This is a genomic window from Mesorhizobium erdmanii USDA 3471 (assembly GCF_000472705.1).
Taxonomy (GTDB): Bacteria; Pseudomonadota; Alphaproteobacteria; order Rhizobiales; family Rhizobiaceae; genus Mesorhizobium; species Mesorhizobium erdmanii.
This window is the reverse complement of the sequence record NZ_AXAE01000029.1, coordinates 14,799-26,489: the sequence shown is the minus strand read 5'-3', so window position 1 is coordinate 26,489 and position 11,691 is coordinate 14,799. Positions and strand designations below refer to the sequence as shown.

Annotated in this window: 10 protein-coding genes; 6 read left to right on the top strand and 4 right to left on the bottom strand. The window is 61.0% G+C overall.

Features of this window, described 5'->3' with window-relative positions; genetic code table 11:
• Positions 1 to 105: 105 nt before the first annotated feature.
• On the bottom strand, positions 106 to 918 hold the full coding sequence (locus tag A3AU_RS0122825) for a MipA/OmpV family protein (protein WP_027054941.1): 813 nt from the start codon (positions 916 to 918) through the stop codon (positions 106 to 108).
• 176 nt (positions 919 to 1,094) lie between these two features.
• Here A3AU_RS0122825 and A3AU_RS0122820 point away from each other — a divergent pair, with 176 nt between their 5' ends.
• A complete protein-coding gene (locus tag A3AU_RS0122820; RefSeq protein ID WP_027054940.1) occupies positions 1,095 to 1,649 on the top strand; it encodes an HdeD family acid-resistance protein in 555 nt (184 codons plus the stop codon).
• 1 nt (position 1,650) lies between these two features.
• Here A3AU_RS0122820 and A3AU_RS0122815 read toward each other — a convergent pair whose 3' ends face one another.
• Both A3AU_RS0122815 and A3AU_RS0122810 read right to left on the bottom strand, forming a co-directional pair.
• On the bottom strand, positions 1,651 to 2,631 hold the full coding sequence (locus A3AU_RS0122815; RefSeq protein ID WP_027054939.1) for a bifunctional riboflavin kinase/FAD synthetase: 981 nt from the start codon (positions 2,629 to 2,631) through the stop codon (positions 1,651 to 1,653).
• A gap of 6 nt (positions 2,632 to 2,637) precedes the next feature.
• Entirely contained in the window at positions 2,638 to 3,498 is an 861-nt protein-coding gene (locus A3AU_RS0122810) for a TIGR01459 family HAD-type hydrolase (RefSeq protein WP_027054938.1), read from the bottom strand.
• Positions 3,499 to 3,792: 294 nt separating this feature from the next.
• Here A3AU_RS0122810 and A3AU_RS0122805 point away from each other — a divergent pair, with 294 nt between their 5' ends.
• The 3 genes from A3AU_RS0122805 (at position 3,793) to A3AU_RS0122795 (ending at position 8,728) form a co-directional block, all read left to right on the top strand.
• On the top strand, positions 3,793 to 5,754 hold the full coding sequence (locus A3AU_RS0122805) for a TadE/TadG family type IV pilus assembly protein (RefSeq protein WP_027054937.1): 1,962 nt from the start codon (positions 3,793 to 3,795) through the stop codon (positions 5,752 to 5,754).
• A gap of 198 nt (positions 5,755 to 5,952) precedes the next feature.
• Positions 5,953 to 7,938, top strand: a complete 1,986-nt coding sequence (locus A3AU_RS0122800) for a TadE/TadG family type IV pilus assembly protein (RefSeq protein WP_027054936.1) — start codon at positions 5,953 to 5,955, stop codon at positions 7,936 to 7,938.
• 157 nt (positions 7,939 to 8,095) lie between these two features.
• Positions 8,096 to 8,728: a LysE family translocator gene (locus A3AU_RS0122795; RefSeq protein WP_027054935.1), complete on the top strand. Its 633-nt coding sequence runs from the start codon at positions 8,096 to 8,098 to the stop codon at positions 8,726 to 8,728.
• Positions 8,729 to 8,742: 14 nt separating this feature from the next.
• Here the strand turns inward: A3AU_RS0122795 and A3AU_RS0122790 are convergent, their stop codons facing one another.
• The gene (locus A3AU_RS0122790) at positions 8,743 to 9,567 is read right to left on the bottom strand and encodes a DUF2189 domain-containing protein (RefSeq protein WP_027054934.1); all 825 of its coding nucleotides are present in this window, start codon (positions 9,565 to 9,567) and stop codon (positions 8,743 to 8,745) included.
• A gap of 290 nt (positions 9,568 to 9,857) precedes the next feature.
• On the opposite strand from A3AU_RS0122790, the gene A3AU_RS0122785 reads away from it, so the two are divergent.
• Together A3AU_RS0122785 and A3AU_RS0122780 are read left to right on the top strand one after the other, a co-directional pair.
• Entirely contained in the window at positions 9,858 to 11,081 is a 1,224-nt protein-coding gene (locus tag A3AU_RS0122785; RefSeq protein ID WP_027054933.1) for a Tad domain-containing protein, read from the top strand.
• Between the two features lie 79 nt (positions 11,082 to 11,160).
• Positions 11,161 to 11,676, top strand: a complete 516-nt coding sequence (locus A3AU_RS0122780) for a CAP domain-containing protein (protein ID WP_027054932.1) — start codon at positions 11,161 to 11,163, stop codon at positions 11,674 to 11,676.
• Positions 11,677 to 11,691 lie beyond the last annotated feature (15 nt).

Genomic DNA, 11,691 nt, shown 5'->3' with positions numbered 1-11,691 from the left:
CGGGCCAGTAATTCGTATCGCGATCGCGAAAAGGCGCGAAAAGCTCATCATGGCGTGGCTTTTAGCGGAGATAGGCGCAGGAATAAAGCGTCTCGTTCGATTCGCCTACATCTTGAAGTCGAAGCGATAGGTGGTCGACACACCGACCATGAACTGATTGCGGTCGCCACGCTCCTTGACCAGGCTGGAATCGGCCGCTGGACCCTCCAGGCGCGAATATTCGCCGAACAGGCTGGCGGTCATCGGATCGGTCACCTTCCAGGTCACCGCGCCGCCGAGGCCAACGGACTTCAGGCCGCCACCGGGACTGTATTGGCTCAGGCCCGAGGCCACCGCTTCCTGCGCATTGACGCCATAATAGGCGTCGAAATAGTTGGCCGAGGCGAAGGACACGCGCGGGCCACCTGAAATTCTGACAGTCGGCGTCACATCATAGAAGGCGTCGGCGGCGATATCGGCGACAAAGCCGTTATGGGCACGGATGCCGTGCCGCAATTCGGCTCGCGCGCGCAGCCAGTCGGTCGGATAGAATTCAAAGAAGCCGCCGACCTCGCCACCCCAGCGGACCGGATCGAGCCCCTTGAGTTCATCGGCATTGCTGTCGTCACGCGTGAAGAGGAACTTGCCGGTCAGGCCGGCACGCACACTGCCATCATCGACAAGCGCCAACGAAATGTTGTCGTTGCGGGAGGTGAAGCGTGCCTGGGGACCAGCCTTGCCCAAGGAGATAATGGGCTGGGCGCTCAGCATGTATTTCTTGCCGCCCTCGAAATTCGGCGCGACCAGGCCAGTGGCACCAACCGTCAGATACCAGTCACCGGACAGCCAGCCGAAAGCCCCGTCGCCGGCCTCGGCCGCGCCTGACGTCGCCAGCATCACGGCAGCCAAGGCTGCAGAAATCTTCCCGACCGGACTCATGGCCACTCCACTAACACGATACAACTGTCTCTCGGTGACAGCTTTGACGAGGCTTTGGTAAAATTTGATTTAAGGATGAGACATCCGCTTCGTATCGCCTGCACCATCGGCTGGACGGGGACCGGCACGGGAGCTAATTTCGTTGCATGCTGGCGGTCCCCGATGGAGGTGGCGACATGACATTGCACGGCGATACACTGAAGAACGCGATCGGCGAGACCCGAGCAAAGTGGGGATGGTTTGTCGGCCTTGGCGTGTTGTTGCTGATCCTCGGCGGCATTGCCTTCGGTAATCTGTTCATCGCCACGGTGGCTTCCGTCTATGTCGTCGGCTGGCTGATGCTGGTGGCCGGCATCATCGAGATCATGCATGCTTTCGGCGTCAAGACCTGGGGCCGCTTCTTCTACTGGCTGCTCAGTGGACTTCTTTACGCGGTCGCCGGATTTTTCGCCTTCGACAATCCGCTGCTGGCCTCGGCGGTGCTGACCTTCCTGCTGGCCGTTGCGCTCGTCGCTTCCGGCGCGCTGCGGGCCTGGGTCGGCTACAGTCACCGTCCGGAAAGGGGCTGGGGCTGGATTGTCGCGGCGGGTCTCATCAGCGTGCTTGCCGGCCTGATCATCGCCATGGGCTGGCCGGTCAACAGCCTGTGGGTGCTCGGACTATTCCTGGCGATCGACTTGATCTTCCAGGGCTGGACCTTCATCGCCGTCGGCCTGGCGCTCAAAAAGTAAGTCAGAATGCAATGGCGGCGTCGAGCTGCGAAAGCGGCTTGACGCCGGCAAGCAGGGCGCGTGCTTCGGCTTCATCGCGCTTCATCTGCACCACCAATGCATCGAGCCCGTCGAATTTGATCTCGCTGCGCAGGAAGCCGAAGAACGAGACCTCGCAGGTCTCGCCATAGAGATCGCCGGAAAAATCGAAGACGAATGTTTCCAGAAGCGGCGCGCCATTGTCGTCGACGGTCGGGCGGCGGCCGAAGCTGGCAACGCCGTCGTGCAAGGTGCCGTCGGCGCGCCGAAAGCGGACGGCATAAATCCCTTCCTTGAGAGTCGCTTCCGGCGAAAGTCTCATGTTGGCTGTCGGGAAGCCAAGCGTGCGGCCGAGTTGCTGGCCGCCCACCACCTCGCTCTCCACGGTGAAGCGATAGCCGAGCAGGCCAGCGGCCTCGGCCACATTGCCATCGCATAGCAAGCCGCGGATACGGCTCGACGACACCACCTCGGCGCCCTCGTCGCGAAAGGCGTCGACGAGTGTCACGCCAAACCCATGGCGTTCGCCGGCCGCCATCAGATAGGCCGGCCCGCCCTGGCGATCCCTACCGAAATGAAAATCGAAACCGGTCACCGCGTGGGTGATGCCGAGCGTCCTCTCCAGCACGTCGGTGACGAACGCTTCCGCCGACAGCGAGGCGAAGTCGCGGGTGAATGGCTGCTCGACGAGCGCGGCAAAGCCCAGCAACGACAGGAGCCGTGCCTTCATCGGCGGCGGCGTCAGCACGAACAACGGCATGTCGGGCCTGAAGACCTTTCGCGGGTGCGGTTCGAAGCTCAGCACCAGGGCCGGCACGTCACGCCGCACAGCCTCGGCCAACGCCCGTTCGAGCACCGCCTGATGACCGCGGTGGACGCCATCGAAATTGCCGATCGCGACAACGCCGCCACGCAGATTGGCGGGCAGCGGCGCGGTTGCCGAGAGATGCTGGAAGCCCACCATTGCCACCTACTGCAGCCTGACCATGACGGCGACCGGACGATAGCCGTGCCGTTCCAGGAAGAGCCCGAGCTTTGCCGGATCCGGCCGGGATGCGTCGCCGTAGTCGCGGGCATGAATGCCGCCGGAGACATAGAGAACGTCGAAACCATTGTCGGCGGCGCCCTTCACATCGGTCATCATGCCATCGCCGATGGCCAATATCCGAGACCGTTCAATCGGGCGGCCAAGCACCTCCGCCACCTCCTTCATCGCGACATCGTAGACAGGCGCGTAGGGCTTTCCGGCGATCAGCGTGCGGCCGCCGAGCTGGGCATAGTCGCGCGCCAGGGCACCGGCGCACCAGATGATCCGTTCGCCGCGTTCCACCATGATATCGGGATTGGCGCAGATAAACGGCAGGTTCCTGGCACGCAGTCGGCGCAAGAGGTCGGCATAGTCCTCAGGTTTCTCGACCTCGTCATTGAACAGCCCGGTGCACACGACGCCGGCTGCTTCGAACTCCTCGACGAGATCGACGTCGAGGCCGTCATAGAGGGTCAGATCGCGGTCGGCGCCGATGTGGAAGACCTTGCGCGGTCCATCGGCGATCAGGTCACGGGTCACATCGCCCGAGGTCACCACACGGTCGTAGGCAGACGGCGGAACGCCGATCGCACTCATCTGAGCCACGACATCTGCGCTGCGGCGAGGCGAATTGGTGATGAGAACAACGGGAATGCCGGCCGCCCTTGCCCTGGCGAGCGCCGCCGCGGCTGCCGGAAAATGCCATTCGCCATTGTGCACCACGCCCCAGACATCGCAAAGAATTGCCGAATAGGCTTTCGAGACGTCTTCGAGCGAGCCGACGATTTCGGGCGAATCCGCCATGCCGTTTCCTTCAATATGAGCGTTGCGAGTGCCGCGGCCGACGGTTCGCCGAGCGGGTTGGAATTATCCGAACCGATCCATGCTGTCACCAGCTTTCACCTGGAGATCGACGGCGAAGGCGCCTCTTCCGCCCGATCGCCGCTATCCGCTGGCCAAGAGCCGCCATTGGACAGCATTTGGTTAACGCGCGTTGAAAGGGCAGATCGACCTTGGAGATATTCCGGCAACCTGAAATTTAACGATTTATGACACCGTCCTCACGAACAATTGATTTGGCGGGGGTATTTCGAGGCAATGATCCGTAAATTCGGAAACGATCGGCGTGGCAATTACGCGCTGATGACTGTCCTGGCCACGGTCCCGCTGATCGGCGGTCTGGCGCTCGGTATCGATTTTACCGAAATGTCGCGCCAGCGGCAGAACGCCCTGAATGCCCTGGATGCCGCCGGCATCGCCACCGCCCAGCAGATCGTTGCCGGTGCCAGCGACGCCGACGCCAAGGCTTATGCCAAGAATTTCTTCGAGACCAATCTTGCGCATATCGACCCGGCCAACACGACGCTGGCCGTGACACTGCCCAACAACAACACCGGCGGCGGAACCCTGAAGCTCTGCGGCACCCTGACCTACAAGCCCTACTTCGCGCCGACGGCGAGAATCCTGTTGGGCGGAACTGGCGGGGATGCCAACGTCGCCTTCAACACATGTTCCGAAGTCCGCCTGAAAAATACGCTGGAAGTGTCCCTGGTGCTCGACAATTCCGGCTCGATGACCGAGCTCGGCAAAGGTTCCAATAAGGTCCGGTTCGACCTGCTCAAGAGTGCCGCCAAGCAGCTGGTCGATCAGTTGGCCGGTCAGGCCCAGATGATGAGACAGGTCACCAGACCAGTCCAGTTCAGCCTGGTTCCCTTCGCCGCGTCAGTGAATGTCGGCCCGGACAATGCTTCGGCGGCCTGGATGGATACCACCGGCATCTCGCCGATCCATCACGAGAATTTCGGCTGGCTGGCGAGCATGAGTCCGTCCGCTTCGCCATGGGGATCGAACAAGTACGCCGAGAATCTCGCTGGCGTTTGGTATGCCAAAGGAGCCGGGTGGAGTGCCGCCCAGAAGGACCGACCGCTCACGCGATTTTCCCTGTTCGATCTGATGCAGACCCAGATAGGCTCACATCAGGCGCCGACAGGAACCCAGACTTGCACTACAAGAAGCGGCAGGACCACATGCGTACCCGATACCGTCACCGTCCCCGACTATGGACGGACGGCAGCTTGGGGTGGATGCGTCGAAGCCCGACCAAGCCCTCATAACATCAGCGATACTGCTGCCTCTACGGGAACGCCCGCTACAATGTTCGTGCCAATGTTCGCGCCGGACGAGCCTGGAAACAAATGGACCTTGAGCAATGGTTCCGTCAAAACCTTCAACGTCATCAATAGCTGGTGGGACGACAACAACACCTCGACCAACACCAGCCAGATCTCGCAATTGGCGCGCCAGACGAACATGGCGAAGTATCTCTACCCGGCCCCCATGGGCTTTGCCATCCCGGACCCGATCGACGGAGGGCCGAACTACAGTTGCACAACCACCCCGATAACCGCGCTGACCGACGTCACCATCAGTTCCGGATTGAACAAGATCAAAACTGCAATCGACAACATGCAAGCTGTCGGTGCGACGAACGTTCCAGAAGGGCTGGCCTGGGGCTGGCGTACATTGTCCAGCGGGGCGCCGTTTACCGAAGGGCGACCGGAGACGGAGAGAGGCAATGACAAGGTGGTGATCGTGCTGACGGACGGCGCGAACACTTACTACACCCCCGGGTACTTCCGTAGGAACGACTACGCCAACAACAGATCAAGCTACTCCGCATTTGGCTATACCGGCGTCGGATACAGCGGCACCAGCACAACGCGGATGTACATGAACACCAGCTCAAATATCGGCAAGTCCACCTACACGGAAGAAAACTACTCAAATGCCATGAACGAGCAGTTCACCGCACTTTGCGACAACGCCAAGGCTGGCAATATCATCGTCATGACGATCGCACTCGATCTTGATTCGAAGAACACAGCCGAAAAAGCCCAGATGGATGCTTTGAAGGCTTGCTCCTCTGATTCCCGCTTTCGCAAGGATCAGACAGATCCCAGCAAGCCAGAGAAGCTGTTCTGGAATTCGACCGGAGCAACGCTCTCCGACGATTTCAAGGCGATCGGCAACGAACTGTCCAACCTGCGCATCGTCAGCTGATCGTCGGGGTTCCTCTCGCAAACGCCCTGCCTCGGCAGGGCGTTTTGTTTTTGGGCGGGTCGCGACATCGGCCTCGGATTGGTTAGCGGTTGGTGAAGCGCCGACCGAGCAATAGAGCGGTTTCCCAAACCCGTCCTTCAGCGTTTTGTGGAAAGTTGACGTCAATCGAGAATCCGCCGGCGGGGGCCGCTGCAAGACATGCATGAACTTTGGCGTCGGTTCCGCCGCGACAGACGCGGCAACTATGCTCTTATGACAGTCGTGGCGATGGCCCCGCTGATGGGCGGCCTGGCGATCGCGATCGATTTCACGGAAATGAACCGTGAAAAGCAGATGGTGACGAATGCGCTCGACGCCGCCAACTTCGCCACCGCGCGCCGGCTGACGGAAGGGGCAACCGACGACCAGTTGAAAGCCTATGCGCTCGATTTCTTCAACGCCAATTTGAACGACATCGATCCGGCCAGCACGACGCTCAACGTCACCTTGCCGAGCAACACCAGCGGCGGCGGCCTGCTGACGATGACGGCACAGCTTGCCTACAAGCCCTATTTCTATCCGGCCTTCGCCCAGCTCGTCGGTGAATCCGGAACCGATGCCAACCAGAGGATCAACTTCAACGTCACTTCCCAGGTCCGGCTGAAGAACACGCTGGAAGTTGCCCTGGTGCTCGACAATTCCGGATCGATGACCACGCTCGGCACGGGCTCTGGCCAGAAGCGCATCGATCTGCTCAAGACCGCGTCCAAGCAGCTGGTCGACACGCTGGCGCAGCAGGCGGCGATGATCAAGCAGGTCGACAAGCCGGTGCAATTCGGCCTCGTGCCCTTTGCCGCTTCGGTCAATGTCGGCCCAGGCAATGGCAACGCGTCGTGGATGGACACGGAGGGCCTGTCGCCGGTGTCGAACGAGAATTTCGATTGGTCGACGCTGAACGCCGCCGACAAATACGCCCAGCAGACCAACGGCATCTGGTACAAGCGCGGCTCGGGATGGGGTGCCCAGGAAGGCCAGATGCTGACCCGGTTCTCGCTCTACCGCGACATGCAGGTCGTCACGAACCACGAGCGCGTCGTCAACAGCAAGCGTGTCGTCTGTGCCGAGTACTATTCGAACAATACCTGCAAGCGCAGCTACGACGCCTATGACTACGTCGATACCTACGGCCCGTTCGCCAGTTGGCAAGGATGTGTCGAGGCCCGGCCCTACCCGTACAATGTCAATGATGCTCCGCCGTCGGGCGGCTCTGCAAACACCGGCATAGGGATCGGCGACCCGGCGACGATGTTCGTGCCGATGTTCGCGCCGGACGAACCCGGCAACCAGTGGAAGGTAACGCAGGACCCAAAGGAGGCGACCCCGAAGGCCTACGGTGCCGTGAACAGCTGGTGGAACGATGATCCAGCGAGCAGCACCGGCCAGTCCCAGTTGCGCACCATGACCAAGTACTTCATGCCGCGGCCGATCGATGCGCCGGCCCTGCCCACCGGCAATGGCCCGAACTACAGCTGCACCACCAACCCGATCACGCCGCTGACCGATGTCAGCGTCACCGATGGGATCACCTCGATCAAGGCCGCGATCGACCTGATGCAGCCGAATGGCGGCACCAATGTTCCCGAGGGCATGGCGTGGGGCTGGCGGGCGGTCTCGAGCGGCGAGCCGTTCACGCAGGGGCGCCTGGAAACGGAAAAGGGCAACGACAAGGTCGTGATCGTGCTGACCGACGGCGCCAACACTTATTATACGCCGTCCTCGCTAAGCTATTCGGACCCCGCCAACTCGAAATCGACCTATGCGTCCTACGGCTATCTCAATCCCGGCTACAACGGCACCACGGTCGGGCGCATGTTCATGGGTACATCGAGCGCCATCGGCCAGCTCGACTATTCGAACGGCAACTACACCAACGCACTCAACGAGCAGATGGCAACGCTTTGCAACAACGCCAAGGCGGCCAACATCATGGTGATGACGGTGGCGCTCGACCTGTCGACGACAAAGGCCAGCGACAAGCTGGCGATCGATGCGCTGAAATCCTGCTCATCGGACTCGCGCTTCCGCAAGGACCCGACGGATCCGACCAAACCGGCGAAACTGTTCTGGAATGCGACCGGCGCCAGCCTGTCGAACGATTTCAAGGAAATCGGCAACGAATTATCGAATTTGCGGGTGGTTGGCTAAGACGCATAGCGCCTGAACGGACATGCATTAGACAAGGTTGCCTTCCCTGGTGCAATGCCTGGTTCCGGCAAGCCCCTTGCAGGCGCCTGCCCTGACGGGCACATATTGGCCGCTCGCGGGATCGTGCATCCGTCGTGGGCGTGCCTGGGGACAAACAATGCCCGATACCGCCAACCATATCGCCTTCGCGCTGGTCTGCCTCGGCATGGTGCTGACGCCAGGCCCGAACATGATCTACCTGATCTCGCGCTCGCTATCGCAAGGACCAAAGGCCGGGCTGATCTCGCTTGGCGGGGTTGCGGTTGGCTTCCTGTTCTATGTGGTGTCTGCGGCATTCGGCATCACAGCGCTGCTACTCGCCGTGCCCTACGCCTACGACGCGCTGCGTTTTGCCGGTGTGCTTTATCTCTTGTGGCTGGCCTGGCAGGCCGTGAAGCCTGGCGGCCGCTCGCCTTTCCAGGTGCGCGACCTGCCGAAAGACCGGCCGCGCAAGCTCTTCGCCATGGGATTGATGACCAATCTGCTCAACCCCAAGGTGGCCGTTCTCTATCTGTCGCTGCTGCCGCAATTCATAAGCATTGGCAAAGGCCATGTCCTGTCGCAGCTTCTGGTGCTCGGCGCGACGCAGATCTCGATCAGCCTGACCGTCAATGCCATCATCGCGGTGACGGCCGGCTCGATCGCTACCTTCCTTGCCGGACGGCCATTGTGGCTGGTCATCCAGCGCTGGATGATGGGAGGCGTGCTGACGGCATTGGCGCTGAAAATGGCGACCGATGCGCAACGCTGAAGACGAATAGCTCCCTACATCGGCCGGCGGATCGGCCGGATTTGCGCAGGCTCGATCACCCTGCGATAGAAGTGCCAGGTGGCATGGCCCAGAATCGGCATGACCACGGCCAGTCCGGCAAACAGCGGGATCGAGCCGATCACCAGCAGCACGGCAACCAGCAGACCCCACAGCGCCATTTGCAGCGGATTTGCCATTACCGCTCGAGCCGAGGTTTCGATTGCCGAGACGGCGCCGACATCACGGTCGAGCAGCAACGGAAAGGCGATCACCGTTGTGGCGAGAACCACCACGGCAAAGACAAGACCGGCCGCATTGCCGAGCAGGATCAAGGTCCAGCCCTTGCCGGTCGTCAGCACCTCGCGGACGAAGGCGCCGATCGAAGCCGGCGGCTGGTCGCCGAACAGGCTGGTGTAGATCGATTGCGCGGTGAACAGCCACAGCAGGAACAGCGCAAACAGCATGATGCCGATGACCGCGATCGACGGCAGCGCCGGGGAACGACGCACATCCAGCGCATGGCGCCAATCCGTATTCATTCCGAGTTCGCGCCTGCGGCTGATTTCGTAGAGCCCGATCGCGGCAAAGGGCCCGACAAGGGCAAAGCCCGACATCAGGGGATAGACGAGTTGGACAGCATTGGAGCCCGACGTCCACTGCGTCAGGATCAGGCCGACGATCGGATAGATCAGGCACAGGAACACGTAGTGGGACGGTTTTGCCCAGAAATCCTCGGCGCCGAGCTGGAGCGCGTCCCAGAGATCCGTCGTGGTGATGCGGCGCACCGTGGGCTGCACATGCATCCCGTAGGCGTCCGCCATGACATGAAAGCCGGCCATAACCATCCTCCCGTGTGTCGGGGGCGGTCACCGCCGGGATGGCCGCCCGCAGCTGCCACTAGTAGATGTGGCAGCATAGCCGATTTGCCAGGGGTTGTCGCTGACCTAGATCCGTTGCTCGTTGTGATCTTCTCTTCATGTCGCCCCTCATTTGGCGTGCTTGGGCGGACCCTCCTTTGGCCGACCATTGCGATCAATTTTAGCATTTAAGTATTTTAGATATTGCTTAAATTCATCGTAGAGACCCTTGGCTTATCAACCTGAATCTTACAAATTTTGGGCGATAGGCAATGTTGAGATTGAAAGGCCTCTGGTCTTCGAAGCGCGGCAACTTTGCCATGGCCACCGCCATAGCGATGCTGCCGATAATGGCTGTCGTCGCTGGAACGGTCGATCTGACGGGCACGAGCGATGACGCCGCGCAGTTGCAGAACTCGCTGGACGCGGCCGGACTTGCGGTCGGCACGAAGTACCTACCCAGCATGGCCGCGAGTGATGTGCAGGGACTTGGGTTGACATTCTTCGCGGCCAACCTGAGCCTCGCCGACCAGCAGGAATATGCAGGCAGCGTCTCCGCTTTTTCGGCAATCGCCAGCGGCGACCCCAGCGCCTATTACATCTCGCTTTCGTCCGGCATCAACCATCCGAGCTTCATCAATGGCGCGGCGGCCTGGCCAGCTCACCGTTCGGCCACGGTCAAGATGAACCCGGGTTCGCAGGCCTGCGTGCTGGCGCTCGATCCACATGCGTCGGCCGCCGTGAGCCTGCAGGGCTCGACCGATGTCTCCATGAGCAACTGCGTGATCGCGGCAAACTCGGATGCCTCCGATGCGGTCAGCAGAGGCGGTTCCGCGCTGGTTTCGGCGGGCTGCGTCTCAACGGTGGGCAGCACTTCCGGGCTTTCGCCGCCCAGCGCCAATCTCAACTGCGGAGCCCCACTCGAACATCAATATGCGTCCTTCGATCCACTGGCTGATGTCGCGCCTCCGCCCTACACGTTGTGCCTGCCCGTCCCGAACGGCAAAACCTATACGCTGTCTCCCGGAACCTATTGCGACAAGACTTTGTCAGGAAACATCACGCTCAATCCTGGAGTCTACATCCTGCGTGGCGTCACCATAAAACCGGGCGGCAACGGCAGCCTGACTGGTCCGGGCGTGACTTTATTCCTCATGGAGGGGTCGCAGATCTACATAAATGCCAATGAACAGGTGAACCTATCCCCACCCACCAGCGGTCCCTACGCCGGCATCACCATTTTCGAGAACCGCGGAAACACATCAGCCTTGACGCTGAATGGCGGCGCAAATTCCGTGATCAGCGGGTTTGTCTACGCGCCTGACGCGGCCATTTCCTTTGCCGGCAACTCAGATATGAGCGGTCAGGGGGACTGTCTGAGGCTTGTTGGCTTGACCGTGCAGATGACTGGAAACTCATCCATCAAAACCGACTGCACGGCTGTGTTTGGAAATCGAGACATGTATGCCAGCCGCCACATCACACTTGTGAAATGAGCGGTCAATTGCCGTTTCGATCTCAGATTTTCACCGTACTGCCCGGCAAAAGCCATGATCGCGACTATCTCAGGCAGGCATGACCACTACGAGAAACGAAACTGACCAGATCACGAATTTAGGCAGGCGCAAATGGCTCAAGGCTGCCGGTATCGCGTCCTTGGCTGTGCTAGCCGCCTGCAGCACCGTCTCTGTACCGACGGGCGGAGGCGCGGGCGTCTCTTCCTCCGCCACGGCCACTCTGGCGGGCTTGCGCGCGACAGCCGGGCTTGGCGCGCTGACGCCGGACACCCAGCTCGAGCAGGCGGCGTTACAGCAGGCTGGTTACATGGCGTCGCGGGAGCGCATGAGCCACACCACCGGATGGGGCAAGGATTTCGCCTCGCGCATGAAGGACAATGGCGTGCGGGGAGCCGCGGCCGAGAACATCGCCGAAGGCCGCTTCGACCAGCAGAAACTGTTCGATATCTGGATGCACTCGCAAGGCCACCGCCGCAACATCCTTGACCCGGACTTCAGCCGCTTCGGACTAGCCTATGTCCGCGATGGACGTGACCCCAACCTGCGCTACTGGTCGCTGGTTCTCGGCAAATAGTGCTTCCCGGCCCGT

Bases quoted from the DNA above. Each gene is read 5' to 3' on its own strand.
- A3AU_RS0122815 (WP_027054939.1), bottom strand. From the start codon at position 2,631: ATGGTGGGCTTCCAGCATCTCTCGGCAACCGCGCCGCTGCCCGCCAAT.
- A3AU_RS0122825 (WP_027054941.1), bottom strand. From the start codon at position 918: ATGAGTCCGGTCGGGAAGATTTCTGCAGCCTTGGCTGCCGTGATGCTG.
- A3AU_RS0122800 (WP_027054936.1), top strand. From the start codon at position 5,953: ATGCATGAACTTTGGCGTCGGTTCCGCCGCGACAGACGCGGCAACTAT.
- A3AU_RS0122790 (WP_027054934.1), bottom strand. From the start codon at position 9,567: ATGGCCGGCTTTCATGTCATGGCGGACGCCTACGGGATGCATGTGCAG.
- A3AU_RS0122810 (WP_027054938.1), bottom strand. From the start codon at position 3,498: ATGGCGGATTCGCCCGAAATCGTCGGCTCGCTCGAAGACGTCTCGAAA.
- A3AU_RS0122805 (WP_027054937.1), top strand. From the start codon at position 3,793: ATGATCCGTAAATTCGGAAACGATCGGCGTGGCAATTACGCGCTGATG.
- A3AU_RS0122780 (WP_027054932.1), top strand. From the start codon at position 11,161: ATGACCACTACGAGAAACGAAACTGACCAGATCACGAATTTAGGCAGG.
- A3AU_RS0122820 (WP_027054940.1), top strand. From the start codon at position 1,095: ATGACATTGCACGGCGATACACTGAAGAACGCGATCGGCGAGACCCGA.
- A3AU_RS0122795 (WP_027054935.1), top strand. From the start codon at position 8,096: ATGCCCGATACCGCCAACCATATCGCCTTCGCGCTGGTCTGCCTCGGC.
- A3AU_RS0122785 (WP_027054933.1), top strand. From the start codon at position 9,858: ATGTTGAGATTGAAAGGCCTCTGGTCTTCGAAGCGCGGCAACTTTGCC.